This window comes from Pseudomonas gorinensis (assembly GCF_042015035.1).
Taxonomy (GTDB): Bacteria; Pseudomonadota; Gammaproteobacteria; order Pseudomonadales; family Pseudomonadaceae; genus Aquipseudomonas; species Aquipseudomonas gorinensis.
On sequence record NZ_CP167125.1, the window covers coordinates 4,772,824 to 4,799,812 of the forward strand.

Sequence of the window (26,989 nt, forward strand, 5' to 3'; positions counted from 1 at the left end):
TCGTTAACGATAACGCGAGCATTCTGGATGAACGCGTTGCCTGGACGTTTTTCGCGAGCAAGCTCGCTCCTACAGGAGACCTCTCATCATCATGGAGCTCCTTGCATGAGCGATTTCAACACCCTCGAACTGATCACCGACAGCCGTGGCTTTGCCACGCTATGGCTCAGTCGTGAAGCCAAGAACAACGCATTCAACGCCGAGATGATCCGCGAACTGATCATCGCCCTCGACCAGGTGCAAGGTGATCCGTCCCTGCGCTTCCTGGTCCTGCGCGGGCGCGGCAAGCACTTCAGCGCCGGGGCCGACCTGGCCTGGATGCAGCAATCGGCCGAGCTGGACTACCACACCAACCTGGACGACGCCCGCGAACTGGCCGAGCTGATGTACAACCTGGCGAAGCTGAAGATCCCCACCCTGGCAGTGGTGCAAGGCGCGGCCTACGGTGGCGCATTGGGCCTGATCAGTTGCTGCGACATGGCGATTGGTGCCGATGACGCACAGTTCTGCCTGTCAGAAGTGCGTATTGGCTTGGCGCCAGCGGTGATCAGCCCGTTTGTGGTACAGGCGATCGGCGAGCGCGCAGCCCGGCGTTATGCGCTGACGGCCGAACGGTTTGGCGGCCAACGGGCGCGGGATATCGGCCTGCTGGCGGAAAGCTATCCGACCGATACGCTGGAACAACAGGTCGCGCAATGGGTTGCCAACCTGCTGCAAAACAGCCCGGCGGCGATGCGCGCCAGCAAAGACTTATTGCGCGAGGTCGGTAACGGCGCTCTCACCCCGGCCCTGCGCCGCTATTGCGAAAATGCCATCGCCCGCATTCGCGTCAGCGCCGAAGGCCAGGAAGGCTTGCGCGCGTTCCTGCAAAAACGTACGCCCAGTTGGCAATCCCAGGAGCCCCGTTCATGAGCACACTGACCACCGTACTGGTGGCCAACCGTGGTGAAATCGCCTGCCGGGTGATGCGCACCGCCAAGGCCATGGGCTTGACCACCGTCGCTGTACACAGCGCCACGGACCGCGACGCGCGCCATAGTCGCGAGGCGGATATCCGCGTCGACCTGGGGGGCAGCAAAGCCACGGACAGCTACCTGCAGATCGACAAATTGATCGCCGCGGCCCAGGCCAGCGGCGCCCAGGCGATTCATCCGGGCTACGGCTTCCTGTCGGAAAACGCCGGGTTTGCCCGCGCGGTCGAGGCCGCTGGCTTGATCTTCCTCGGCCCGCCCGCCTCGGCGATCGACGCCATGGGCAGCAAGTCGGCCGCCAAGGCGTTGATGGAGACCGCCGGCGTGCCGCTGGTGCCGGGTTACCACGGCGAAGCCCAGGACCTGGAGACGTTCCGCGATGCCTGCGCGCGTATCGGCTACCCGGTGCTGCTCAAGGCCACGGCCGGCGGCGGCGGCAAGGGAATGAAAGTGGTCGAGGACGTCAGTCAGTTGGCCGAGGCATTGGCCTCTGCCCAGCGCGAGGCGCTGTCGTCGTTCGGCAATGGGCAGATGCTGGTGGAAAAATACCTGCTCAAGCCGCGCCATGTGGAGATCCAGGTGTTTGCCGACCAGCAGGGGCATTGCCTGTACCTCAATGAGCGCGATTGCTCGATCCAGCGTCGGCACCAAAAAGTCGTCGAGGAAGCCCCGGCGCCTGGCTTGAGTGCTGAACAGCGCAAGGCCATGGGCGAAGCGGCGGTACGCGCAGCCCAGGCCATTGGCTATGTGGGCGCGGGCACGGTGGAATTTCTGCTGGATGCCCGTGGCGAGTTTTTCTTTATGGAAATGAACACGCGCCTGCAAGTGGAACACCCGGTGACTGAAGCGATTACCGGCCTCGATCTGGTGGCCTGGCAGATTCGCGTGGCCCAGGGTGAAGCGCTGCCGATCACCCAGGCACAAGTGCCGCTGATCGGCCATGCCATCGAAGTACGGCTGTACGCCGAAGACCCCTCCAACGATTTCCTGCCGGCCACCGGGCACCTGGCGCTGTACCGCGAATCAGCCCCCGGCCCGGGGCGACGCGTGGACAGCGGCGTCGAGCAGGGCGACAGCGTGTCGCCCTTCTACGACCCGATGCTCGGCAAGCTGATTGCCTGGGGCGAAGACCGTGAACAGGCGCGATTGCGGCTGTTGAGCATGCTGGATGAATTTGCGGTGGGCGGGCTGCGGACCAACCTGAGCTTCCTGCGTCGAATCATCGCCCACCCCGCGTTTGCCGCGGCGGAGCTGGATACCGGGTTTATCCCGCGCTATCAGGATGAGCTGCTGCCGGTACCTGGCGCCTTGAGCGATGAGTTCTGGCAGGCCGCGGCCGCGGCGTTCATACAGAGCTTGCCAGCCGGTGACGGGCCTTGGGCGGACACGCGCGGTTTTCGTGCCGGCCTGCCCGCCGAAGTCTCGCTGCACTTGAGCTGCAATGGGCAGGATCGGTTGGTGACATTACCCACCCAGCCCCCGCTGTTGCGCGGCGAACAACTGCTGATCGAGCACCAGGGCGTACGCCGCGCTCATCTGGCGGTGCGCAGCGAAAGCACCCTGTACCTGCGCTGGGATGGCGAGTTGCACGCGGTCAGCCTGTTCGACCCGATTGCAGCGGTCGAGGCCGGCCAGTTCCATCAAGGCGGCCTGACCGCGCCCATGAACGGCAGCATCGTGCGGGTGCTGGTGGAAGTCGGCCAAGCCGTGGAGGCCGGCACGCAACTGGTGGTGCTGGAAGCAATGAAGATGGAACACAGCATCCGTGCGCCGCAGGCCGGGGTGATCAAGGCGTTGTTCTGCGAGGAAGGCGAAATGGTTGCCGAAGGCTGCGCGCTGGTGGAGCTCGAAACAGCCGACTAGAACTTCGCCGTGGCCTGCACCACCACGCCGAGGATGCGGCAATCCTCGGTGAACCGCTGCTTCGGATAGGTGGGGTTGAGCGGCACCAGGTAAAGCTGGCCGCTTTCTTCCATGAGTTGGCGAAAAGTCGCCTGGGGGCTGTCAGCCCATTGGGCGACCACCAGCTTGCCAGGTTGGGCATCGATAGCCGGGTCCACCAGGATCAGCATGCCCGCACCGATGCTCAGGCCGCTGGGGGCGGTCATGGCGTCTCCCCTCACCGGGAGCCAGAAGGCGTCACCGCGGGCGTGGTAGTCCGTCAGTTCGAAGCGGGTGGTGGCGTACGCGCCGTGCTCTTCGCGAATTTCGCACATGCCCGTCCAATCGTTGACCGGGTATCGAAAATACGGGTTGTAGGGAGGTTGCGCGGGCAGTGCCTCGGCGGTCTTTTCGCGAATCTGCAAGGCGACTTCCAGGTAGCCCAGCCCCAGTTCCGCGAGAACCCGGTTCATGTCGGCCAGGCTTGGCACACGGCGTTTGTTGAGCCAATGGCCCACCCCGCCCTGGGACATGCCCAGGCGTTCGGCCAGTTGATCCTGCGTGACCTTGCGGTCTTTCATGTTGGCTTTGACCAACGCTATCCAGTTATCCATGGTGCGTGACAATACGATGCGTATTTTTCAGGGCAATAAACAGTTTGTAGTAATCCATAAAACGACATAAATACGATACGTACTATCATCGAACATAAGGTTTTCGACACCCACCCAGAGTACCGCCCCTTATGACGACAAGCCCGCACCGCCTGCCTGAAACACCCGAAACCAGCGAATTGCTCGACATGCGCGGCAGCAGCGCCGCCCAGCGAGCCCTGGACTATTACTTGAAAGAAGATATGTCGCCATCGCCCTCGGATGACACCTTCTTTCGCGTCAAACCCGACATCAGCCACGAAGAAGCCCTGGTGCACGCCTCGGACCTGCTGCGCAGTGCTGCCGCCACCGCCTACGAATCAGCGAACAGCCATCAAGGCAATCAACGCGACCTGGCATTCTCAGTGGTGTATTTGATCGATATGGCGAAGGCGATGGTGGAGCAGTCGCTGCAGGCGCCGAAGGCTCAGGCAAGCGTGTGACGGGCGCGCAGGAAAAATATTTCTATCTCACGGATAAAAACATTTGACTTGCAAATGATAATGATTATTATTGGGCTCAGCTGATCGCGAGATCAGTCGATAGACCAAGGGACCTTAGGTCGGACTCTTGGAATATCTCCTCATCAGGCTAATCACGGTTTTTGACCCGGCTCTTTGGCCGGGTCTTTTTTTTTGCCAGTTTCCCTGGCATGGCTTCAGGCTAATGAAGACTGTGTGTTGCTGAATGGCGCGCATGGTAGCAAAAGACCATCGTCCAAAGAAAGCCGATCGAAGGCTCTAGCCCAGATCTTTGAGAAATAGCGCTTGAGAATCAATCTCATAGATTCTAAGCTGCCCCAGCGTCAAGGACGACGCCCCCCCTCCTCCGCAACAATTTTGCGTCAAGATTTTGCCCGGTGCCTGTGTAATATAACCGCCACAACATTCATACCCAGGCAACCCGACTATGACCGTGGCCTTGACCTCTATCAAGATCAGCACCGACTTCGACAGTGGCAATATCCAGGTTCTGGATGCCAGCGATGCCTATCAGTTGCTGCTCGCCATCGAACCCGATACCCGCAGCGCACATTTCCAGTGGTTCCACTTCAAGGCCGAAGGCATGCACGTGGGCCATACCCACACTTTCCGCCTGAGCAACGCCAGCCATTCTTCCTATAAGCATGCGTGGAGCGGCTACAACGCTGTCGCCTCCTACGACCATATCAACTGGTTCCGCGTGCCCACGCGCTTTGATGGCGAGACCTTGCACATCAGCCTCGAAACCCGTGAGAAACACGCCTGGTTCGCCTACTTCGAACCCTACAGCCGCGAACGCCACGACTGGCTGATCGAGCAGGCCGTGACCCGCGCAGGCGCTAAATTGCTGGCCACCGGTAAAAGTGTCGAAGGCCGTGATATCCAGTTGCTACGTCGTGGCAAAGGCGGCAGCAACCGGCGCAAGGTCTGGATCATCGCCCAGCAACACCCCGGCGAACACATGGCCGAATGGTTCATGGAAGGCATCATCGAACGCCTGCAACAGGATGGCGATGCCGAGCTGAGGAAGCTCCTGGCCGTTGCCGACCTGTACCTGATCCCCAACATGAACCCTGACGGTGCCTTCCATGGCCACTTGCGCACCAACGCCATGGGCCAGGACCTCAACCGCGCGTGGCAGAGCGCCAACCAGGAAACCAGCCCGGAAGTGCTGTTCGTGCAGCAACAGATGGAAAAGCATGGCGTCGACCTGTTCCTCGACATCCATGGCGACGAGGAAATCCCCTACGTGTTCACCGCCGGTTGCGAAGGCAACCCGGGATACACCCCGCGCATCGAAGCCCTGGAAAAACACTTCCGCAGCCACCTGAGCGCGCTGACCCGTGACTTCCAGACCACCCACGGCTACACCCGCGACCTGCCGGGCGAAGCCAACATGACCTTGGCCTGCAATGCCGTCGGCGAGAAATACGATTGCCTTTCGCTGACCCTGGAAATGCCGTTCAAGGACAACGACGATGCGCCCAACCCGCACACCGGCTGGTCGGGCAAACGCTCGATGCAATTGGGTAAGGATGTGTTGAGCACGATCGCCGATATCGTGACCGTCCTGCGCTAACCCTTGCCTGGTCCGGCAAGGGTTCAATGGCAGCCTCAGTCTTTGGTACCGGTCATGCTTTGCAACACGCCATCGCGCCGAATGAGCCCGTGGAATAACGCCGCCGCCAGGTGCAAAAGCACCGTCAGGAACAGCAGGTAGGCCAGATACCCATGGGCCTTGCGTAACACCGCGAACAATGGTGCATTCGCGCCTACCAGCGCCGGCAGTTGTATCGAACTGCTCAGCATCACCGGGTCGCCCGCGGCTGAAATCATCGCCCAACCCAGCAGCGGCAGCACCAGCATCAAGGCATACAGCACCAGGTGAGACGCCTTGGCCGCCAGTGTTTGCCACAACGGCAAATCGCTGGGCAGCGGTGGTTGGCGCGTGGAAAAGCGCACCACCAGCCGCACGATCACCAGCGCCAGAATCGCAATCCCCAACGGCTTGTGCAGGTGAATCAACCATTCATGCCGCTCGGACACCGACGCGGCCAACCCCGCACCGATAAACAGCATCGCGATGATCATCAGCGCCATCAACCAATGCAGCAGGCGCGCCAGGGGCGTGAAAAACCGTGGTTGGGCATTCATGGCTTCGACTCCTGAGGGGCATTGTGCAAGGGGCTGACTTCGCCAGCGCGACGCAGGTAAGAACTGGCATACGCAGCCGAACGGGCCGCCAGCAGCGGATCATTGGACGCCTCGATGCCGCTCGGCAAAATCAGCGGGTCGAAGTTGATGTCACGGCAATCCCCATCGGCCTGTGGCTGGCTGCTGTCCAGCACCAGGCTGCCGACGTTGATGACCTTGTGCTCACCGGCCCAGGTCTTGCTCGCATCGTCCAGCGGGTCACCGGGGTTGGCCAGGGTCATGTTCAATTGCCAACGCAGCGGTCCTGCCGCCAGGCGCTGCACCAGGTCTTTCTCCAGAAAGTCATTGCCTGCCGGTGCGCTATCGCCGGGTGCATCCTGGCTCTGCGGTACGACGCCCCAGCGCACGGCCTGGCGTTTGCCGTCAGCGCTCACCAGGTAGAACGCATTGATGCCGTTGTAGGTTTCAGTGGCATAGCTGGCCGATGGCCTGGCGGTCTTGACCCACGCCAGGAACGGCGCGGTCTCAGGGTGAGAAGCAAAAAACGCCGGCATACTCGCCGGGTTCGGCTTGCCGGTGGCCGGGTCGGGCGCGCCGGCCTTGAGCAGTTGGTAGAACGCCTCGGGCGTGCCCACCGGGAACACCGGCATGCTGTTCATCCCGGTGCGCCACTGCTGGCCGTTGGCTTGGGTAAATTGCACGGCAAAACTGCGGATCGGCACGCTGCTGTCCGGTGCATAGGGGTTGCCGCTGGGCAAGGCAAATCGGCCGATGATGGGGGTTTTGGCTGCGCTGAAGACTTGGGCGCTGGAATACGCGCGCGCCTCGGCGCTGCTCTCGAAATAACCCGCGACGCACACACCCTTGGCGTGGTTGCGGCGGAACCCCGGATGCACACCGTTATTGGTTTCCAGGGCATTGACCAGCGTCGTGGGCCGCAGGCGTTGTGGGTCGAGGGTGCCGTTGACGTAGGCAAACGCCCCCGCAACAACCGCAACAACCGCACCGATGCCGACAAGTCGAGCAATCAGGCTCGCAGTACTCAGCGCAAGACGGGGTGGTGGTGAGTGATCTACCATCAGGAAACTCCAGGGCCAAGGGCCTTTGGCGGTGAACATAGGGTCGGTGCATTGAGACGAATGCCGATCCGCTCTATTCCCTGGCCTTTGATTTATTTTCGAGAAAGGGGAATAACCTTCAGCGCCGGACGTCTCTCTAGTCCCAACGTAGCGACCAGCCAGCATCCCATGCACGAACTCGACGAACAGTTACGTGAACTCATCCCCAGGCTGCGGCGCTTTGCCGTGTCCCTGACCCGTCACGCCAGCAGCGCCGACGACTTGGTGCAGTCGACCCTGGAACGGGCGATCATCCGCTGGGACGACAAACGTCTGGAAGGCGACCTGCGCGCCTGGCTGTTCTCGATCCTCTACCGGCAGTTCCTCGACGCCCATCGACGCACCCGCCGCTATGCACGCATGCTCGAATTCTTCACCGGGCGCGATGATGCCGAGCCCTCGGTCGAGCGCACGGTGATGGCCCAAGCCACCTTGCAAGCCTTCGATCAACTCAACACCGAGCAACGTGCGCTGCTGCTGTGGGTGTCGGTCGAAGGTTTGAGCTACAAGGAAGTCGCAGAAATCCTCGACGTGCCCATCGGCACGGTGATGTCGCGCCTGTCGCGGGCGCGCCAGGCCCTGCGCCAACTCAGCGATGGCGAAATCGCCAGCCCTTCCCTGCGGATACTCAAATGATCAGCCTGCCCCCCAGCGAACGCGATTTGCATGCCTACGTCGATCACCAGCTCCTGGAGAGTGATCGGCGTGTGCTTGAAACCTACTTGGCGGCCCACCCCGAAGTCGCGGCCCAAGTCCACGCCTGGCAGCAGGATGCGCAATTGCTGCGCGCGGCACTGAGTGGCGTCCTGCACCAGCCGGCCAACCCTGGGCTGGACCCGATGCTGATTCGCCAGCGCATCAAGCATCAGTCCCGCCGCCATTTCGCGACAGCGGCGGTGCTGCTGATTGCCGTCAGCCTCGGTGGCATTGGCGGCTGGCACGCCCGTGAAGCCACGCAATCGCCGCTGCTGCCCATGGCCGACGCCATGCAGGCCTACCGCCTGTTTGCCCAGGACGGCATCATGCCGGCCGACTACCGCTCTTCGGACAGCGGCACGATGCAAACCTGGCTTGATCGCTACTTCAACCAGGCCCACCGCCTGCCGGACTTGAGCCAGGCAGGTTTCAAGCCGGTCAGCGCACGCTTGCTCACCACCGAGCAAGGCGCAGCGGCGATGGTGTTGTACGAAGACGCGCAAGGTCGACACATCAGCTTCTACATCCGCCCACCGGGCCCGGACAACGGCTTTCTGCCCCGTGGCAACCGTAGCGCTGACGGCTTACACGCCGAATACTGGTCCGGCGCCGGCTACAACTATGCGATGGTCAGCCCGGTGGATCAGCCCACCGCGCCGCTGTTGAAGTTCTAGAAACTCACGTCCAACACCACGGTATCGGTCCAGGTCTCGGCGTTGCAGGTGCACCCGGCCCTCCCAAACCCGCGCCGCCTGCTGAGCGCTTGGGCGGGTGTCTACAGGCCATGCCTTTTCGAGATGGCTGGCGGCGCCCTTCTCGATTGGTCAAAACATGGCCGGGGCTCTAAAGTAAGCGACCACCGCACCACAGAGTGACTTGCATTGGCCGTGTTTCCCCTGATCCGACGCCTGCTCGGTAAAACCCCCGGCACCCGCGTCGACGCCTCCATCCCGATGTTCTTTCAGCACAAGGCCGAGCAACAGGGCTACACCCTCAGCGCCGGCCAGGCCCAGGCGATCGCCGCCATGGCCCGCGAAACCGCGCACCTGCTGGCCGGCCAACCGACCCGTAGCCTGTACCTGCACGGCCCGGTGGGGCGCGGCAAAAGCTGGCTGCTCGATGGTTTTTTCCAGGCGTTGCCAATGGCCGAAAAACAACGCGTGCATTTCCATGACTTTTTCGCCCGCCTGCACCGGGGCATGTTCGCCCATCGTCAGCAGCCAGACGCACTGGCCACGACCCTGGATGAGCTGCTCGAGGGCTGCCGCGTACTGTGCTTCGACGAGTTCCACGTCCACGATATTGGCGATGCCATGCTGATCAGCCGGCTGTTCAAAGCCTTGTTCAAACGCGGTGTCCTGGTGCTGGTCACCTCCAACTACCCGCCCGCGGGCCTGTTGCCCAACCCCCTGTACCACCAGCGTTTCAAGCCGGTGATCGACTTGATCGCGGCGCGTATGGAGGTGTTGGAAGTCAGTTCGCCCCGCGACTTCCGCAGCCTGCCCCAGGCCCATGCCGAACAGCGCTTCACCCAGGGGCAATACGTGTGGCCGGGCACGCCGGCACAACGTGAGGCCCTTGGCTTGCCCACCACCGATTGCCCGCCGCAGCCCCTCAGCGTCGGCGCCCGCCAGTTGACCTGCCGCCAGCGCGAAGCACACCGCATCGCTTTCACGTTCAGCGACCTGTGTGAACAACTCACTGCGGTAATGGACTACCTGCTGCTGTGCGACGACTTCGACCACTGGATCATCGATGGGCTGCCATACCTGGCGGATTGCCCGATCGCCGTGCAACAGCGCTTTATCAACCTGGTAGACGTACTCTACGACCGCGATAAGCAGTTGACCCTGATCGGCGAACAGCCCCTGGCCAAATCCCTGGAAGGCCAGGCCATCGACCTGGCCCGCACGGCCAGCCGCCTGAACCAATTGCAAACGGTCAGCCCGCAACGCGCGCCCGACCCGGTATCATGAGCGCCTTTTACGCCCTCTTGCCGAGTGACCGCGCCGTTCATGAATACCCTCGCCCAACTCAAGGCCGGCCAACTGGCCGGTATCACGCGCCTGGACCTGTCCTGCGGGCTGACTGAATTCCCCCGGGAAATCTTCGAACTGGCCGACTCCCTGGAAATCCTCAACCTCAGCGGCAACGCCCTGAGCAGCCTGCCGGATGACCTGCATCGCCTGCCGCACCTGCGCGTACTGTTCTGCTCGGACAACGCCTTTACGGAACTGCCCGAATGCCTGGGCCAGTGCGCCAAACTGAGCATGATCGGCTTCAAGGCCAACCAGATCCGCCACGTACCGGCGGCCGCGCTGCCGCCGCAGTTGCGCTGGCTGATCCTCACCGATAACCGCATCAGCCAACTGCCCGACGAACTGGGCCAGCGGCCGTTGCTGCAAAAACTGATGCTGGCCGGCAACCAACTCGCGCATTTGCCGCCGAGCCTGGCCAACTGCCAGAACCTTGAGCTGATCCGCATCGCCTCCAACCGTCTGACCCGCTTGCCCGAATGGCTGCTGACACTGCCGAGCCTGACCTGGCTGGCCTACGCTGGCAACCCGGTGGAAATGGCGGTTGACGTGGCCGACGACGACGCGACACCGGATATTCCCTGGGCGCAACTGGCGCTCGCCGACGTGCTCGGCGAAGGCGCCTCCGGAGTGATTCGCAAGGCCACGTGGCAACCTGAGGCCAAGCCCGTCGCGGTCAAACTCTATAAAGGCGCCATCACCAGCGACGGCTCGCCATTGCATGAAATGCAGGCCTGCATCGCGGCCGGGCAGCACCCCAACCTGATCAAGGTCGAAGGCCGTGTGGTGGGCCACCCCGACGGCCAGGCCGCGCTGGTGATGGACCTGATCGAACCGAGCTACCGTAACCTCGCCGCCCTGCCCAGCCTCGCGTCCTGCACCCGCGACATCTACGACCCTGCCACCCGCTTCAGCCTCGCCGTGGCATTGCGCATGGCGCGGGGCATCGCCTCGGTGGCCGCACACCTGCACCGGCACGGCATCACCCATGGTGACCTGTACGGCCACAATATCCTGTGGAATGCGGCGGGTGATTGCCTGCTGGGGGATTTTGGCGCCGCGTCATTCCATGCCACGGCAGATACCCTGGAGACCAGGGCGTTGCAGCGCATTGAAGTGCGGGCGTTCGGGGTGTTGCTCGGGGAGTTGCTGGAGCGGATCGACACGGGCTTGAGCGACGACACGCGTCAGGTGCTAGAAGGCTTGCAGGCGCGTTGCTGCCAGCCGGAGGTGTTGGCACGGCCGAGTTTCGAGGAAGTCGAAGCGCTGCTGCAATCTATCCCACACCCCTGAACCCAATGTGGGAGCAAGCCCCCTCCCACACTGGGTTGCTGGTGGCAGGTAGAAAGCAGCCCGGCTGTGGATCTCGTGGATACCGCCAATCCCCTGTGGGAGATGTCGAGCTTTAGCGAGGCTTCGAAGGCGGTGGCATTGTTGGCAGGTGTGTTGGCTGACCCACCGCCATCGGGGGCAAGCCCCCTCCCACATTTGATCGCGGGTGGCAGGTAGAGAGCAGCCCGGCTGTGGATCTCGTGGATACCGCCAATCCCCTGTGGGAGATGTCGAGCTTTAGCGAGGCTTCGATGGCGGTGGCACGGTTGAAAGGTGTGTTGGCTGACCCACCGCCATCGGGGGCAAGCCCCCTCCCACATTCAAGCCGAGCTTATTCAGCTCTCAATCAGCCTGCCAAGCCGACGAACATATCCTGCACGTCGTCATGGTTGTCCAGACCTTCGAGGAAGGCTTCGACTTCCGCCATCTGCGCCTCGGTCAAGCCGCTCACCGGGTTTTTCGAGATGTAGCCCAGCTTGGCCGACAGTACGGTGAAGCCCTGCTCCGGCAAGGCTTTTTGCACGGCGTCCAGGTCGGTGGTCTCGGTAATGAACAGGGTCGTGCCTTCTTCTTCACCCTCTTCGAAGTCCTGGGCGCCGGCTTCAATCGCGGCCATTTCCGGATCAGCGTCCGGGCTGTCCGGCGACGCTTCGATGAGGCCAACGTGGTTGAAGTCCCAGGCCACGGAACCGGAAGCCCCCAGTTGGCCCTTGCGGAAGGCCACGCGGATTTCCGCCACGGTGCGGTTGATGTTGTCGGTGACGCACTCGACGATCAACGGCACCTGGTGCGGGGCGAACCCTTCGTAGGTCACGCGGTGGTACTGCACGGTTTCACCCAGCAGGCCGGCGCCTTTCTTGATGGCGCGGTCCAGGGTTTCCTTGGGCATCGAAGCCTTTTTGGCCTGTTCCACCACCAGACGCAGGTGGGCGTTGGTCGCCGTGTCGGCGCCATTGCGCGCGGCGATGGTGATCTCTTTCACCAGCTTGCCGAAGATCTTGCCCTTGGCATTGGCTGCCGCTTCTTTATGTTTGACTTTCCACTGTGCGCCCATGACTCACTCTCTTCTCGTCCATCGCGCCGAAACGTCTACTGGCCGGCGCTTTGGGGGCAGAGTTTATAGGGCAAAAACGCTCTGATCCACCAAAAACCGGCCATACCCCTCAGGTTCGCAAGGGTTTGATCGTCGCATCCTGCTCCGGCACCAAGCCCTTCATTGGCGCCAGCTCAAAGAACGCCTGAATCAAACGCAACGACCGGCGCCGCTCCATGCACCCGAGCATATGCCGGTTCAGCAGCCCCTCGCCGCGGATCGGCACCGCCTGCACGCGCGGGTCCTGGCTGACCTCCATCGACGACACCACGCCGACCCCCAATTCAGCCGCGACGGCTTCGGTCACCGCCTCGCGGCTGTCCAGTTCCAGCAACACCCTGGGTTGCACATTGGTCGCCAGGCAGGCGTCGTCGAAGGTGCGTCGGGTGATGGAGCCGGGCTCGCGCAGCACCATGATCACCTCGTTCAATTGCTCCAGGCCAATGCCCTTGGGCAGCGTCGCCCACGGGTGGCTGGCCGGTACCAACGCGCAAATCCGCGACTCGCCCAAGGGTTGCAGGTGCAAGCCATTGCGCGGCTCCACCTCAGTCAGCACCGCTACATCCACGTGCTCGGCCAGCAACGCCGCCAGGGTTTCCTGGGCATTGCCCAAGCGCAGGTTGACGGTGATGCCGGGGTAACGCGCACGCAGGCTGGCAATCATCGGCATCACCAGGTGCGGGCCGTCCGCCGCCACTTCCAGGCGCCCGGAGAGCAATTGTCGATTGGCCTCCAGCAGGGTCTGCGCCTCGTCGACCAGGCCGAAGATCGCGCGCGTGATCGCCGCCAGGCGCGCGCCCTCCTCGGTCAACTCGACCCGCCGCGCCGTGCGACGCAACAGCGGGATCTGGTAGTGCTCTTCCAGGGCCTTGATATGCCCGGTGACCGCCGGCTGGCTGATGAACAGCCGCGCTGCCGCACGGGTAAAGCTGCCCTCGCGGGCCACGGCATCGAATGCGCGCAATTGGAACAGGTTCATGGGGATTGACCTGGCTATCGGCCTGACTGATAGCTCGCATAACAACAAACAATTTGATTGATAACAAGCCAAACTGCAATTTAGGCGCCGTAGCTTCACCCCCGAACAGCTTGCAAGGACTTGAGATGAGCACTGCCGCGCCGATCCTGCTGACACCTGGCCCCTTGACCACCTCTGCCCGCACTCGCCAGGCAATGATGGTGGATTGGGGGTCATGGGATGACCGTTTCAACCAACTCACTGCCAGCACCTGCGCGCAACTGCTGGCGATCCTCAACGGTGCCGAAAGCCACCATTGCATCCCCTTGCAGGGCAGCGGCACCTTCGCCGTCGAAGCCGCCATCGGCACCCTGGTGCCCCGCGACGGCAAGGTGCTGGTGCTGATCAACGGCGCCTATGGCAAACGCCTGGCGAAGATCTGTGAAGTACTCGGCCGTACGTTCAGCACCTTTGCGACCGCCGAGGACGAACCCACTACCGCCGCCGACGTCGACCGCCTGCTGCACGCCGACCCGGCCATCACCCACGTCGCCTTGATCCACTGCGAAACCAGCACCGGCATTCTGAATCCGCTGCCGCAGATCGCCGAGGTGGTCAAACGCCACGGCAAGCGCCTGATCGTCGACGCCATGAGCTCGTTCGGCGCACTGCCGATCGATGCCCGCCAAGTGCCGTTCGAGGCGTTGATCGCCGCCTCGGGCAAATGCCTGGAGGGCGTGCCCGGCATGGGCTTTGTCTTCGCCGAAAAACAGGCGCTGGCCGCCGCCCAAGGCAACTGCCACTCCCTGGCGATGGACCTGTTCGAGCAGCACAGCTACATGGCCAAGACCGGCCAATGGCGCTTCACCCCGCCCACCCACGTGGTCGCCGCCCTGCACGAAGCGCTGCTGCACTACCACGAAGAGGGCGGCCTGCCCGCGCGCCATCAGCGCTACGCCAATAACTGCCAGGCGTTGCTCGACGGCATGGCCGAACTGGGCCTGCGCAGCTTCCTGCCGGCAGCGATCCAGGCGCCGATCATCGTCACCTTCCACGCGCCAAAAGACCCGCGCTACCAGTTCAAGGCGTTCTACGAACGGGTCAAGGCCAAGGGTTTCATTCTGTATCCCGGCAAATTGACCCAGGTCGAGACCTTCCGCGTCGGCTGCATCGGCCACGTCGATATCGCCGAGATGCAGGCGGCGGTGGCGGCAGTCGCCCAGGTGCTGCAAGAGATGGAAGTGTTGGACATTTGATTCTCCCCATGACCCACAGGATTCGACCCATGAACTATCAAACCCCCAACACCCTCCAGGCCGTCATCCTCGACTGGGCTGGCACCGTAGTCGACTTCGGTTCGTTCGCTCCCACGCAGATCTTTGTCGAAGCCTTCGCCGAGTTCGACGTGCACGTCTCGATCGAAGAAGCCCGTGGCCCGATGGGCATGGGCAAGTGGGACCATATCCGCACCCTCTGCGACCAACCGGCGGTCGCCGAGCGCTACCGCAAGGTGTTCGGCCGCACGCCCAGCGATGACGACGTCACCGCCATCTACCAGCGCTTCATGCCCTTGCAGATCGAGAAAATCGCCGCACACTCGGCCCTGATCCCCGGCGCCCTCGACACCATCGCGGCGCTGCGTGCACAGGGGATCAAGATCGGTTCCTGCTCGGGCTACCCCAAGCCAGTGATGGACAAGGTTGTCGCCCTGGCGGCCCGCAACGGCTATAGCGCCGACCACGTGGTTGCCACCGACGAAGTCCCCAATGGCCGTCCATGGCCGGCCCAGGCCCTGGCCAACGTGATCGCGCTGGGCATTGACGATGTGGCGGCCTGCGTCAAGGTCGACGACACCGTCCCGGGCATTCTCGAAGGCCGCCGCGCCGGGATGTGGACCGTGGCCCTGACCTGCTCCGGCAACGCCCTGGGCCTGACCTACGCGCAATTTCGCGCACTGGACAGCGCCACCCTGGCCAGCGAACGCACGCGCATCGAGACGCTGTTCCAAGCCTCGCGCCCGCACTACCTGATCGACACCATCAGCGACCTGCCGGCGGTGATCACGGACATCAACCAGCGCCTGGCGCGCGGTGAAATGCCGCAAGCGCACTGATCAAGGTCAACACAACGGCATTCGCGTCGGGCAAATCCGGCAAAACAGGCTTACAGTAAAAGGACTTCGTCGCCAAAGAACGGAGGTTTGCCCTGATGAGTGAGGAAGAAAGCGATGCCGTGGAAAAATTCCGATACACGCTACAGCACCATGTCGATTGCGTTGCACTGGTTGATGGTGGTGTTGCTGGCGGTGGTCTACGCCTGCATTGAGTTTCGCGGGATCTTTCCCAAAGGCAGTGGCGGGCGGGCGTTGATCGTCGAAATGCACTTCATGTTCGGCCTGACCGTGTTTGTGCTGGTGTGGCTGCGCCTGTTTGCACGCAGCCTGGGCGTTGCACCGAAGATCGTTCCGGCCCCCCCGCAATGGCAGTCCTCGCTGGCGACCCTGATGCATCTGGCGCTGTACGTGTTCATGATCGGCATGCCGATCGCCGGTTGGCTGATCGTCAGCGCCCAAGGGCATTCCGTGATGTTCTACGGGGTCGAGTTACCGCTGCTGATCGGTGAAAACAAGGACCTGGCCAAGCAGATCAAGGAATGGCACGAACTGGGCGGTTCGATCGGTTATTGGTTGATCGGGCTGCACGCGGTGGCCGGCCTTTACCACCATTACTTCATGCGCGATAACACGGTGTTGCGCATGATGCCCAAGCGCTAGGCGCCAATCCCACGACGGCCCTGCAAGCCGCCCGTATGGACGAAGATCAGGCGAGTGCCGCGACCGAAGCGTCCGGCCTCGACCTGTTGCTTCAACGCCAGCAACGCCTTGCCGGTGTACAGCGGCTCGAGCGGCACACCGCAGGCCTGTTCGGTGGCGTCGATAAAGTCGAGCAGGAGTGGGTCGACCTTGGCAAACCCACCCCGGCTGGCGTCCAGCAGTTCATATCCCTGCTGCACGATGGCCTGCACGTTTTGCGCGACACCGTGATCATCCGGCACCGCCATTGCGCCAAACACCGGATGCGCACCAGCCTCTGCCAGCACCAGGCCCGCCAGGGTGGTGCCAGTGCCCGCCGCCAGCCACCAGGCCGTGTAATCCGCCCACCCCAGGTTGCCCAACTGCGCGCGAGCCTGCTCGACCAACACGCCACACCCCGACGCCCCGCAGAGCGTGCCGCCGCCTTCGGGCACAGGATGTAAGTCCGGATACTGCTCACGCCATGGTGCCCAGAATCCAGGTTCGTGACGTGCGCGATAGCCGCCATACCCCAGCCAATGCAACTGCATGCCGAAGGCTTTCAGGTCGACCACGGTGGGGGTGTCTTGAGGATGGCCGCGCAACAGGCCGACGGTAGGGAAACCGAAGCGTTTGCCCGCCGCCGCCAGCGCGTGCAAATGGTTGGAGTGCGCTCCGCCCAGGCTGATGATTCCGTTCGCACCGGCCTGTTGCGCCTGGGCCAAGTGCCCGGTGAGCTTGAACCACTTGTTGCCGCTGATCAGCGGGTCGATGCGGTCCAGGCGCAGCACGGCCAGTTCGACCCCGTTCAGCCAGTCCAGCGGCAAGGGTTCAAGCGGCGCACAGGGAAGCCAATCGAAGGGACCCATCGGGGGAACATCTGCATGAAAAAGGGGCGGTAGTCTAACACCGCCCCGCCTCGGTTCCTTACAGCTCGGCCGCCAGGCGCGAGCCCTGGTTGATGGCGCGCTTGGCGTCCAGCTCGGCCGCCACATCGGCACCGCCGATCAAGTGCACGTGCTGGCCCGCGGCGACCAGGCCGTCCTGCAATTCGCGCAACGGATCCTGGCCGGCACAGATGACGATATTGTCCACCGCCAACAGCTGCGGCTCGCCCTCGGCGCCGATGCGGATATGCAGGCCCTCATCGTCGATCTTCAAGTATTCGACGCTGTTGAGCATCTGCACCTGCTTGTTCTTCAACCCGGTGCGGTGAATCCAGCCGGTGGTCTTGCCCAGGCCGTCGCCGACCTTGGAAGCCTTGCGTTGCAGCAGGAACACATCGCGCGCCGGTGCATGACGCTCGGGCTTGATCCCGGCCACGCCGCCACGGGCTTGCAGTTGGGTGTCGATGCCCCACTCTTTCCAGAACGCATCACGGTCCAGGCTGGTGGAGACGCCCTGGTGCACGAGGAATTCCGACACATCAAAGCCGATGCCACCGGCACCGATCACCGCGACGCGCTTGCCCACCGGCTTACGCTCAAGGATCACGTCCAGGTAGCTCAGCACCTTGGCATTGTCGATACCCGGGATCGCCGGGGTGCGTGGCGCAATGCCGGTGGCCAGGATAATCTCGTCATAGCCGCCCGCCACCAGTTGCGCGACATCCACACGGGTGTTGAGGCACACCTCGACGTGGGTGGTCTGCAACTTGCGCTTGAAGTAGCGCAGGGTTTCGAAGAACTCTTCCTTGCCCGGTATGCGCTTGGCGATATTGAACTGGCCGCCGATCTCGCTGGCGGAGTCAAACAACGTGACTTGATGGCCGCGCTCAGCCGCCACGGTAGCCGCTGCCAGGCCTGCGGGGCCGGCGCCGACCACGGCGACTTTCTTGATCTGTTTCACCGGCAGGTAGTTCAGCTCGGTCTCGTAGCACGCCCGCGGGTTGACCAGGCAAGTGGTCAGCTTGCCGCCAAAGGTGTGGTCCAGGCAGGCCTGGTTGCAGCCGATACAGGTGTTGATTTCATCGGCGCGACCGGCAGCGGCCTTGTTGACCAACTCCGGGTCAGCGAGAAACGGTCGTGCCATCGAGACCATGTCGGCATCGCCTTCGGCAAGGATCTGCTCGGCAATCTCCGGGGTGTTGATGCGGTTGGTGGTGATCAGCGGAATCTGCACCGCGCCACGCAACTTGGCGGTGACTTTACTGAAGGCGCCACGCGGTACCTTGGTCGCGATGGTCGGGATACGCGCTTCGTGCCAGCCAATCCCGGTGTTGATGAGCGTGGCGCCGGCCTGCTCGATGGCCTTGGCCAACTGCACGATTTCTTCCCAGGTGCTGCCGCCTTCGACCAGGTCGAGCATCGACAGGCGGAAGATAATAATGAAGTTCGGGCCCACCGCTTCGCGCACCCGGCGCACAATCTCGACCGCCAGGCGCATGCGGTTTTCGTAGCTGCCGCCCCAACGGTCGGTACGGTGGTTGGTATGAGCGGCGAGGAACTGGTTAATGAAGTAGCCTTCGGAGCCCATGATTTCCACGCCGTCGTACGCGGCGGACTGGGCCAGCAGCGAGCAGGTGACGAAATCCTGGATCTGCTTTTCGATGCCCGCCTCGTCCAGCTCCTTGGGCTTGAACGGGTTGATCGGTGCCTGGATCGCACTCGGCGCGACCTGCTTGGGGCTGTAGGCATAACGGCCAGCGTGGAGGATCTGCATGCAGATCTTGCCGCCCGCGTCATGGACGGCCTGCGTGACGATCCTGTGCTTCTGCGCCTCCTGCTCGGTGGTCAGCTTGGCCGCGCCGGCATACACCCCGCCTTCGTCGTTCGGGCCAATGCCGCCGGTGACCATCAGGCCCACGCCGCCACGGGCGCGCTCGGCAAAATAGGCCGCCATGCGCTCGAAACCGCCCGGTTTCTCTTCCAGGCCGGTGTGCATCGAGCCCATCAGGGTACGGTTGCGCAAGGTGGTAAAACCCAGGTCCAACGGGGCCAGCAGGTGCGGGTACGCAGCAGCGGTCATGGTCAAGCTCCACAACGGATCATCACGGGGGTGTGGCAGGCTCGTAGGGCCCGTCATCGGTTTATGTCCCACAGACTAAGAGGCGAGGGATGACGGCTCAATGACTGAAACTGACAAGTTATTGATCCAAATGCACAGTGCCCCTTGGCAAGCCGGGGCATGGGCCCTACCCTAGGTGCGAACCCTGCACTTGGTCCGTTGTCTGTTCCCCCATGCGTAAACTTCTCGTTCTTACCGTCACCATGGCCCTGGTTGCCGCCATCGCCGCGTATCTGGTCTGGACCCAGGAGCGCCCCGTGGCGCATTACCTGTCCGACCTGCGCATTACCCTGGCCGTCAACGAAGGCCAGCCGGCCGACCGCGGCAATCTGCTGGGCATCCAGCCCGAGCTGTTCCCCGCTGACTACCAGAGCCTGGAACGCCTGCACCTGAAGCTGGCGGCCTACCTGCAAAAAGCCCGCGACCAGGGGCTGATCAATGAAAAGACCATCGTGGTGCTGCCGGAACACATCGGCACCTGGCTGATGCTCGGCGGTGAGAAAAACGAGCTGTACCAAGCGACCCATGTCAAAGATGCGATGAATTGGCTGTCGATCAGCAACCCGTTGCAGTTCCTGCGGGCCTGGATCAGCGCCACCGGCGATAACCGCATGGACGATGCCTACCTGCGCATGAAAGCCCCGGAGATGGCGCGCGATTACCAGGTACTGTTCGGCGGCCTGGCCAAGGAATTTGGCGTGACCCTGGTGGCCGGCTCCATCGCCCTGCCCAACCCCAGCGTCCGCCAAGGTCACTTGCAGGTCGGCCATGGTGCGCTGTACAACGCCAGCCTGGTGTTTGCCGCCGACGGTTTGCCCGTGGGCCAGCCGCAACGCCAGCTCTACCCGATCTACGATGAGCGCGGTTTTATCGAGCCGGGCGATGAAACCATCGTCAGCGTAGTCGACACCCCGGCTGGACGCCTGGGTATCCTGATCGGCAGTGACAGCTGGTACCCGGACAACTATCGCAAGCTCAACGAACAAGGCGCACAGCTGATCGCGGTGCCGGCGTTTGTCATCGGTCGCGACACCTGGGACCGCCCATGGCGTGGCTTCAAAAGTGTGTCCACCCCACCGGAAATCAGCCTCAAGCCCGAAGAGCTCAGCGAGGGCGAGGCCTGGCGCCGTCTCACCCTCATCAGCCAGCCCGCCATCAGCCAGGCCAGCGCCGGCATGAGCGTGTTCCTGCGTGGGCAGTTCTGGGACCTGGGCACTGCCGGGCACAGTTTCCTCAGCAGCAACGGGCAAATCATCGCCGACGGCGACGCCCGCGGCGCACGCCTGCTGAATATCTGGTTGTAATGCCGTGAAACCGGTGCGCCTGGGGGATCTGTCGGTGGGCTTCGTGCACACCCTGGCCGACGCAATCCACAGCCACGGCCTCGACCCGCACCCCCTGCTGCTGCAATACGGCCTTGACCCGGCACGCCTCGCCGAAGCGGGCGCGCGCTTGTCGATCCCGCGCTATATGCGCCTGGGCCATGCCGCCATCCAACTCACCGGCGACCAGGCCCTGGGCCTGCGCATGGGCCAACTCAGTCGCTTGAGCCAGGCCGGCCTGGCCGGGGTCACGGCCGCCCAGGCCCCCAACGTGCGTGAAGCGGCGCGCACCCTCACACGCTTCGAAGCGCTGTACGGTTCCAACTATCGCGGGCAATCGAGTTTTCATGAGGATGCCGAAGGCGCCTGGCTGCGCTTCTATTCCATCAGCCCCTACAACGCCTACAACCGCTTTGTGGTGGACTCGATCATCGCCGGGTGGCTGCACCAACTGTCGAGCCTGGCCCAGCAACCGGTGCAGGCACAGCGCATCGAGATTGAATTCGACGCCCCCGAGTACAGCGACCAGTACAGCATGCTGGGTGACGGCCTGGTCCATTTCGGCGCCGACATCAATCAACTGCGCCTCAGCCAGCAAACCCTGGCCCTGCGCAACCCACAGCACTGTCCAAGCACGTGGCAACTCTTGCTGCAATTGTGTGAAAGGGAATTGGAGCAGCTGACTCGCACCCGCAGCCTGCGCGAGCGCATTACCCGGTTGCTCGGGCCGATGCTCAATGGTGGCCGGGAACCCGACCTGGAAGAAGTGGCGGCACGCTTGAAGCTGCCCACCTGGACGCTACGCCGCAAACTGGCCGAAGAAGGCACTCAGTTTCGCGCAATCCTCAACGACACCCGCCGCGACCTGGCCATGACTTACATTCGCGATACGGAACTGGCGTTCGGCGAGATCGCCTATTTGCTCGGTTTTGCCTCGGCCCAAGCCTTTCAACGGGCGTTCAGGCGGTGGAACAACCAGACCCCAGGGGAATTTCGCCGCAGTCAGCGGCACTCCGCCTGAAGTCGGTCTTACAGCTCGGTGGCGTCATCGGCCGGATCCAGAGGGTCCAGTTCAAAGGCCTGGTACTCCAGCAGTTCTTCCTGGTAATCGTCCATGGTGGGCTCCTTGTTTTGAATTAAAAGCGGCTGCAGACAGATGACCTGCACAGCCAGCCTAAAGTGCCGTGATGACGAAAATATGTCGACGTCATGACGTTCCTGCACTCCAAGATTAAACGTAGCAGCGTTATACGGATTTAGCACAGGAGGCTTTAAGTACAATTGCAATCATTGCAATTGCAATAACATACCGATTTCCACTAAGGTAAGGGCATTCGTCGCCAGGTGCCCTCCCTATGACCACCGCTACCGCCCGCGCCGCGCAGCTCTGTCTCGACGCCTTGAGTTGTGCGACAACGGCCTGCCGCTCACCGCTATACACCGTGATGAGCATCGCCAACACCCTGGAATCCAGCCGACAGGCCTGGGTGATCCGCGGCCAGTCCCACTCCCGGCGCGTAGATGGATGGCCCAGCTGGTTCGCACGCAATACCGGGGAAAAACCGCTGCTGTACCTGCACAGCGCCGTGTCGTCTGCGCAGTTATGCGCCTTGACGGCGGAGACGACGCAGCGCGGCATCTTGTGCAACGACATCGAAAACCACGCCTCCCCCTGGCCCAAGGGCACGCAGCCGTCCCTGCCGATATGGCTGGCGACCCATCCGCGCTGCACGCCCTACGACCCGGCTTCGGGCGAGGAAGCCCAGGCGATTGTGCTGGCAGGGTTGCGCACGCTGTATGTCGAAGGCCAACCGGGCTTCTATTACCTGGCGCTGCATGACCACGCAAGCGCAGTGCCCTTGAGCGCACAGGACCGTGAGGATGCGCTCAAGGGCATGTACCCGATCCAGGGCGGTCCCTCATGGGATGTGCGATTGCTCGGCGCAGGCCGGGCGCTGGAAGAAGTCGTTCAGGCGGCGCGATTGTTGGAAGAGGATTGGAAGATCACGGCCCAACTGTGGAGCTGTCCCAGCTATACGCGGTTGGCCCGTGAAGCGGCGACCACTGAACGCTGGAATCGCCTACATCCGACGGCCCCCAAACGCAGCTGCCACTTACGTGATTGCCTGGCCGGAAATGCGGCGCCGGTCATTGCCGTCACCGGTTATCCGCAGGCAATTGTCGATCAGTTGGCGGCGTATGTGGATGCGCGGTTCGTGGCGCTGGGAGCCGGTTCGGTGCAGGCGACCGCGCCCAGTCGCTACTGGATTGCGGTATTGGCATTGAACGCCTTGGCGGAAGAAGGGCTTATTGATGCCCGGCAGGTGGACCTGGCGATAAACCGGTATGCACTGAAATGAACAGGCATGCACGCCATTGTGGGAGGGGACTTGCGCCCTCCCACATGGGATCGGCATCAAGCTTCCGACTTGCGTCGGCCACGGGTTTGAACACCTGCCGCCATCGCCATCCCGGCAGTACGCTCCAACGCCTCGGCAAACGCCTGGCGCTGCTCCGGTTCGATCTGCGACAGGAACAACTCGTCCACCGTGCTTTCGTAGATCTTCCACATTTTTTTACGCAATGCCCGGCCGGCATCGGTGATCGACGCAAATGCCGCGCGACCATCGCCGTCGGAGCGTGAACGCACTACCAGGCCGTCCTTTTCCAGGCGGTCTACCAGGCGTGTGAGGTTATAGCGCTCGATGGCCAGCACATCGGCCAACTCGTGCATGCGGCGGGTGCCTTCGGGGCCGCTTTCCAGGCCCCACAGTGCGTCGTACCAGGCGTAAGGCGGCAAGTCGGCGGCCGCCAGGCGGCGCTCGATTTCACGGATGACCGTCCTGTGGGCCCTGACAAAACGGAACCATACATCGGGCTCTTTCGACGACATGCAACACCATCCGGTGGATTTCAAGAAGGTTGCAATAGTAGCTCATCCCGCGCTAGATTCGCTCATGTAGTTGCAATTGCAATCATATTGCAACACTCCCACAAGGAGCCCACCACTTGAAATCCGCCTACCCTGGAGCCTCACATGACCCCGAATAACACAGTCAGACGCGACGCAGATCCACAGGAAACCCGCGAGTGGCTGGAGTCCATCGAGTCGGTGCTGTCCACCGAAGGCCGCCCGCGCGCCCACTACCTGATCGACCAGTTGCTGGATTTCGACGTGGCGCGGCATGGTGACTTCTACGGGCGGGTGACCACGCCCTACATCAACACGATCCCGGTAGACCGCCAGCTGCCCTACCCCGGCAACCTGGCCATCGAACGCCGCACCAATGCGTTTATCCGCTGGAATGCCATGGCCATGGTGCTGCGCGCCGGCAAACATTCCGGTGTCGGTGGGCATATCGCCACCTATGCGTCGGCCGCCGTGCTGTATGACGTCGGCTTCGACCATTTTTTCCGTGGGCGCACCGACACGTTCGATGGCGACCTGGTGTACATCCAGGGTCACTCCTCCCCAGGCATCTACGCGCGTGCCTACCTCGAAGGCCGCATCAGCGAAGCGCAGTTGGACAACTTCCGGCGCGAGGCCGGTGGCCAGGGCTTATCGTCCTACCCCCACCCACGATTGATGCCGGACTTCTGGCAATTCCCCACCGTGTCCATGGGGCTCGGGCCGATCACCGCCGCCTACCAGGCGCGCTTTATGCGCTACCTGGAGTTGCGCGCGCTCAAGCAGCACCAGGGCCGCAAGGTCTGGGCGTTCCTCGGTGATGGCGAAATGGACCAGCCGGAATCAATGGCCGCCATTTCCCTGGCCGGGCGCGAAAAGCTCGACAACCTGATCTTCGTGGTCAACTGCAACCTGCAACGCCTGGACGGCCCGGTACGCGGCAATGCCAAGGTGATCCAGGAATTCGAAAGCCTCTACCGCGCGGCGGGCTGGAATGTGATCAAGGTGATCTGGGGCAGTGGCTGGGACGCGCTGCTGGAAAAAGACCAGAGCGGGCTGCTGCGCCAACGCATGATGGAGTGCGTGGACGGCGATTATCAGAACTACAAATCCCAGGATGGCGCCTATGTGCGCGAACATTTCTTCGGCAAATACCCAGAGTTGCTGGCACTGGTTGCAGACCTGTCCGACGAGGATATCTGGAAACTTTCACGAGGCGGTCATGACCCCGACAAGGTCTATAACGCCTATGCTGCCGCTGTGCGTCATACCGGCCAGCCCACGGTGATCCTGGCGAAAACCGTCAAGGGTTTTGGCATGGGCGAAGCTGGCGAAGGCCAGAACATTAACCACCAACTGAAAAAAATGGGCGCCGATGCCGTCAAAGCCTTCCGCGACCGCTTCGGCCTGGAAGTGCCTGATGAGCAGTTGGCCGAAATCCCTTACCTCAAGCCAGCCGCCGAGAGCGAAGAGGCTCGCTACTTCGCCGCACGGCGCCTAGCGTTGGGCGGCTATGTGCCAGCGCGCCACACCGCCGTCGAGTCACTGCAGATTCCGGAGCTGAGCGCCTTCGCCACCCAGCTCAAAGACACCGGCGAGCGCGCCATCTCCACCACCATGGCCTTTGTGCGGATCCTCGGCACGCTGCTCAAGGATCCGCACCTAGGCAAGCGGGTCGTACCCATCGTGCCGGACGAATCACGCACCTTCGGTATGGAAAGCCTCTTCCGTCAGATAGGTATCCACTCCGCCGTCGGCCAGCTCTACACCCCACAGGACGCTGGGCAACTGAGCTACTACAAGGAGAGTAAGGACGGACAGATCATGCAGGAAGGCCTGAATGAATCTGGCGCCATTTCCTCCTGGATCGCGGCGAGTACGTCCTACAGCAACCACGCCCTGATGACCATACCCTTCTACATTTTCTACTCGATGTTCGGCTTCCAGCGCGTCGGCGACCTGGCCTGGGCGGCTGGCGACGCACGGGCGCGCGGTTTCCTGCTGGGCGCCACGGCCGGGCGCACCACCCTGATGGGCGAAGGCTTGCAGCATGACGATGGGCATAGCCATATCCTGGCGTCAGTGATTCCCTGCTGTGTGTCGTATGACCCGACCTTTGCCTACGAGCTGGCGGTGATCATTCGCGAGGGCATGCGGCGCATGTATGTCGAGCAGGAGGATATTTACTACTACATCACCCTGCTCAACGAGAACTACCCACACCCGGCAATGCCCGAAGCCGTGGAAGAAGGCATTCTCAAGGGTTTGTATCCCCTGAGTACTCATCAGCAAGCAAAGGTGCAATTGATGGGCAGTGGTTCGATCCTGCGGGAAGTGATCGCTGCGGCTGCATTGCTCGACAAGGATTTCGCCGTACACAGCACCGTATGGAGTGCGCCCAGCCTGACCGAGTTGCGCCGTGATGGGCATGAAGCGGAACGCTGGAACCTGCTGCACCCGGAACGTGAACCGCGCTTGAGTTACGTCGAACAATGCCTGGCCGGACAGATGGGCCCGGTGGTGGTGGCCACTGACTACATGAAGCTCTTCGCCGACCAGATCCGCCCCTTCGTGGCAAACCGGCGCTTTGTTGCGCTGGGCACGGACGGCTTCGGGCAGTCGGATACACGGGAAACCTTGCGCGAGTTCTTCGAGGTGGACCGGCATTTCATCGTGCTGGCGGCACTGAAGGCGCTGGCCGACGACGGGTTGATCGGACGCGACAAAGTCAGTGAGGCGATCAGGCGCTACGGAATCAATGTCGACAAGACCAATCCCGTAGCGGTCTGATTTACTGTGCAGGCGTCGGCAGGGGTGGAATCGGCTCTGTCGGCGGCGGCAGGTCCGACGTGGTTGGCGCTGGTGTCGGTGCAGGTGTCGGTTCTGCCTGCGGGGCAATCGGCGCAGCCTCCGGCGCAGGTACAACCGGCTCCGAGGCGGCCGGCGCCGCGGGTGCTTCCTTCGGCGTTGGCGTTTTCTCGGCCGCTGGGGCGACCTTGGGTTCCGGTACCCCCAGGTCCGCCTTGGGCGTCTCTGGAATATGCGCCGCCTTCTTGACTTCCTGAGGCAGGAACACGTCCACCAGGGCAAAGTAGCGCTCGTAGAACTTCGGCGCCGAGACGGTCTCGCTCGCCACCTTCACCATCGAGTCATCGGTGGAGCCAATCGGCATCGACACCGAGCCCAGCACGCCCACCCCCAGGCTTGCGGAGTTATTGACCTTCTTCAGCGCATAGCGGTCCTGCAGGGCGTTGGCGAACATCGTCGAGTGGTTTTTGCCCTTGCCGTCATCGGCACACACCACGTTGAAGCTGATTTGCAGGTGAGTCTCGCCGGTCTGCTGGAAACTCTTGTTACCCACTACCAGTTTCGGATCGCTGCTGGTGATGATGTAGCCCTGGCTCAGCAGGGCACGCCGTGCGGCCTCGCACGCTGCCACGTCAGTGACCGGGTAATCCCGGGAAAACGTACCAGAGTCGTCGAAATTTTCATGTTCATAAATAGCGGTCTTGGGTGACGAGCAGCCCGCGGCGCCCGCCAGCACCAGCGCCAACCCGAGGCTACGCAAGTGAAATGATGTCGACATTG

25 protein-coding genes are annotated in these 26,989 nt (G+C 62.6%); 15 read left to right on the top strand and 10 right to left on the bottom strand.

The genetic code is table 11. From position 1 onward, the window contains the following. The first annotated feature begins 105 nt into the window (after positions 1-105). Complete coding sequence (locus AB7933_RS21575) at positions 106-912, top strand: gamma-carboxygeranoyl-CoA hydratase (protein WP_024076244.1); 807 nt, start codon at positions 106-108, stop codon at positions 910-912. Then, positions 909-2,834: an acetyl/propionyl/methylcrotonyl-CoA carboxylase subunit alpha gene (locus tag AB7933_RS21580; protein WP_024076245.1), complete on the top strand. Its 1,926-nt coding sequence runs from the start codon at positions 909-911 to the stop codon at positions 2,832-2,834. The genes AB7933_RS21575 and AB7933_RS21580 overlap by 4 nt, the downstream gene beginning before the upstream one ends. Here AB7933_RS21580 and AB7933_RS21585 read toward each other — a convergent pair. Continuing rightward, positions 2,831-3,466, bottom strand: a complete 636-nt coding sequence (locus AB7933_RS21585; RefSeq protein WP_024076246.1) for a LexA family protein — start codon at positions 3,464-3,466, stop codon at positions 2,831-2,833. The two genes, AB7933_RS21580 and AB7933_RS21585, sit on opposite strands and share 4 nt — an antisense overlap. 131 nt (positions 3,467-3,597) lie before the next feature. Between AB7933_RS21585 and AB7933_RS21590 the strand changes: the two genes are divergently transcribed. Both AB7933_RS21590 and AB7933_RS21595 read left to right on the top strand, forming a co-directional pair. Next, positions 3,598-3,948 (top strand): DUF6124 family protein, encoded by a 351-nt coding sequence (locus AB7933_RS21590; RefSeq protein ID WP_024076247.1) that lies wholly within the window; start codon positions 3,598-3,600, stop codon positions 3,946-3,948. Positions 3,949-4,414: 466 nt separating this feature from the next. Beyond that, entirely contained in the window at positions 4,415-5,566 is a 1,152-nt protein-coding gene (locus AB7933_RS21595) for a M14 family metallopeptidase (protein WP_024076248.1), read from the top strand. A 35-nt stretch (positions 5,567-5,601) separates the two neighbouring features. Here AB7933_RS21595 and AB7933_RS21600 read toward each other — a convergent pair whose 3' ends face one another. Next, a complete protein-coding gene (locus AB7933_RS21600; RefSeq protein WP_024076249.1) occupies positions 5,602-6,141 on the bottom strand; it encodes a cytochrome b in 540 nt (179 codons plus the stop codon). Then, positions 6,138-7,220 carry a catalase family peroxidase gene (locus AB7933_RS21605; RefSeq protein ID WP_041161248.1) on the bottom strand — a complete coding sequence of 361 codons (1,083 nt, stop codon included), beginning with the start codon at positions 7,218-7,220 and terminating at the stop codon, positions 6,138-6,140. Before AB7933_RS21605 ends, AB7933_RS21600 begins: the two co-directional genes overlap by 4 nt. Before the next feature lie 168 nt (positions 7,221-7,388). Here AB7933_RS21605 and AB7933_RS21610 point away from each other — a divergent pair, with 168 nt between their 5' ends. The 4 genes from AB7933_RS21610 to AB7933_RS21625 all read left to right on the top strand — a co-directional run bounded on the left by AB7933_RS21610 (position 7,389) and on the right by AB7933_RS21625 (position 11,284). Continuing rightward, entirely contained in the window at positions 7,389-7,895 is a 507-nt protein-coding gene (locus tag AB7933_RS21610; protein WP_024076251.1) for an RNA polymerase sigma factor, read from the top strand. Further along, positions 7,892-8,629 (top strand): anti-sigma factor family protein, encoded by a 738-nt coding sequence (locus AB7933_RS21615; RefSeq protein WP_024076252.1) that lies wholly within the window; start codon positions 7,892-7,894, stop codon positions 8,627-8,629. The genes AB7933_RS21610 and AB7933_RS21615 overlap by 4 nt, the downstream gene beginning before the upstream one ends. A gap of 207 nt (positions 8,630-8,836) precedes the next feature. Continuing rightward, on the top strand, positions 8,837-9,931 hold the full coding sequence (gene zapE, locus AB7933_RS21620; RefSeq protein WP_024076253.1) for a cell division protein ZapE: 1,095 nt from the start codon (positions 8,837-8,839) through the stop codon (positions 9,929-9,931). 39 nt (positions 9,932-9,970) lie between these two features. Further along, a complete protein-coding gene (locus AB7933_RS21625; protein ID WP_041161249.1) occupies positions 9,971-11,284 on the top strand; it encodes a protein kinase in 1,314 nt (437 codons plus the stop codon). Between the two features lie 385 nt (positions 11,285-11,669). Here the strand turns inward: AB7933_RS21625 and AB7933_RS21630 are convergent, their stop codons facing one another. Both AB7933_RS21630 and AB7933_RS21635 read right to left on the bottom strand, forming a co-directional pair. Beyond that, entirely contained in the window at positions 11,670-12,377 is a 708-nt protein-coding gene (locus AB7933_RS21630) for a YebC/PmpR family DNA-binding transcriptional regulator (RefSeq protein WP_024076255.1), read from the bottom strand. Between the two features lie 109 nt (positions 12,378-12,486). Next, on the bottom strand, positions 12,487-13,395 hold the full coding sequence (locus AB7933_RS21635; RefSeq protein WP_024076256.1) for a LysR substrate-binding domain-containing protein: 909 nt from the start codon (positions 13,393-13,395) through the stop codon (positions 12,487-12,489). A 125-nt stretch (positions 13,396-13,520) separates the two neighbouring features. On the opposite strand from AB7933_RS21635, the gene AB7933_RS21640 reads away from it, so the two are divergent. From AB7933_RS21640 to AB7933_RS21650, 3 genes are all read left to right on the top strand, one after another. Beyond that, complete coding sequence (locus AB7933_RS21640) at positions 13,521-14,630, top strand: 2-aminoethylphosphonate--pyruvate transaminase (RefSeq protein WP_024076257.1); 1,110 nt, start codon at positions 13,521-13,523, stop codon at positions 14,628-14,630. Positions 14,631-14,659: 29 nt separating this feature from the next. Continuing rightward, positions 14,660-15,487 (top strand): phosphonoacetaldehyde hydrolase, encoded by an 828-nt coding sequence (gene phnX / locus AB7933_RS21645; RefSeq protein WP_024076258.1) that lies wholly within the window; start codon positions 14,660-14,662, stop codon positions 15,485-15,487. Positions 15,488-15,601: 114 nt separating this feature from the next. Next, positions 15,602-16,147 (top strand): cytochrome b, encoded by a 546-nt coding sequence (locus AB7933_RS21650; RefSeq protein WP_024076259.1) that lies wholly within the window; start codon positions 15,602-15,604, stop codon positions 16,145-16,147. On the opposite strand, the gene AB7933_RS21655 is transcribed toward AB7933_RS21650, so the two are convergent. Beyond that, entirely contained in the window at positions 16,144-17,034 is an 891-nt protein-coding gene (locus AB7933_RS21655) for a 1-aminocyclopropane-1-carboxylate deaminase/D-cysteine desulfhydrase (protein ID WP_024076260.1), read from the bottom strand. The two genes, AB7933_RS21650 and AB7933_RS21655, sit on opposite strands and share 4 nt — an antisense overlap. A 58-nt stretch (positions 17,035-17,092) precedes the next feature. Continuing rightward, complete coding sequence (locus AB7933_RS21660) at positions 17,093-19,132, bottom strand: NADPH-dependent 2,4-dienoyl-CoA reductase (protein WP_024076261.1); 2,040 nt, start codon at positions 19,130-19,132, stop codon at positions 17,093-17,095. A 212-nt stretch (positions 19,133-19,344) separates the two neighbouring features. On the opposite strand from AB7933_RS21660, the gene AB7933_RS21665 reads away from it, so the two are divergent. Both AB7933_RS21665 and AB7933_RS21670 read left to right on the top strand, forming a co-directional pair. Then, on the top strand, positions 19,345-20,475 hold the full coding sequence (locus tag AB7933_RS21665) for a carbon-nitrogen hydrolase family protein (RefSeq protein ID WP_024076262.1): 1,131 nt from the start codon (positions 19,345-19,347) through the stop codon (positions 20,473-20,475). Between the two features lie 4 nt (positions 20,476-20,479). Beyond that, positions 20,480-21,514 (top strand): AraC family transcriptional regulator, encoded by a 1,035-nt coding sequence (locus tag AB7933_RS21670; protein ID WP_024076263.1) that lies wholly within the window; start codon positions 20,480-20,482, stop codon positions 21,512-21,514. An 8-nt stretch (positions 21,515-21,522) separates the two neighbouring features. On the opposite strand, the gene AB7933_RS21675 is transcribed toward AB7933_RS21670, so the two are convergent. Beyond that, entirely contained in the window at positions 21,523-21,660 is a 138-nt protein-coding gene (locus AB7933_RS21675) for a hypothetical protein (RefSeq protein WP_158244169.1), read from the bottom strand. A gap of 188 nt (positions 21,661-21,848) precedes the next feature. Between AB7933_RS21675 and AB7933_RS21680 the strand changes: the two genes are divergently transcribed. Beyond that, the gene (locus tag AB7933_RS21680; RefSeq protein WP_024076264.1) at positions 21,849-22,853 is read left to right on the top strand and encodes a transketolase-like TK C-terminal-containing protein; all 1,005 of its coding nucleotides are present in this window, start codon (positions 21,849-21,851) and stop codon (positions 22,851-22,853) included. Positions 22,854-22,909: 56 nt separating this feature from the next. Here AB7933_RS21680 and AB7933_RS21685 read toward each other — a convergent pair whose 3' ends face one another. Further along, on the bottom strand, positions 22,910-23,386 hold the full coding sequence (locus tag AB7933_RS21685; protein WP_024076265.1) for a MarR family winged helix-turn-helix transcriptional regulator: 477 nt from the start codon (positions 23,384-23,386) through the stop codon (positions 22,910-22,912). Between the two features lie 144 nt (positions 23,387-23,530). On the opposite strand from AB7933_RS21685, the gene aceE reads away from it, so the two are divergent. Further along, entirely contained in the window at positions 23,531-26,191 is a 2,661-nt protein-coding gene (gene aceE, locus AB7933_RS21690) for a pyruvate dehydrogenase (acetyl-transferring), homodimeric type (RefSeq protein ID WP_024076266.1), read from the top strand. A gap of 1 nt (position 26,192) precedes the next feature. On the opposite strand, the gene AB7933_RS21695 is transcribed toward aceE, so the two are convergent. Then, positions 26,193-26,987, bottom strand: coding sequence for a DUF2242 domain-containing protein (locus AB7933_RS21695; protein WP_024076267.1), 795 nt, complete (start codon positions 26,985-26,987; stop codon positions 26,193-26,195). Positions 26,988-26,989 lie beyond the last annotated feature (2 nt).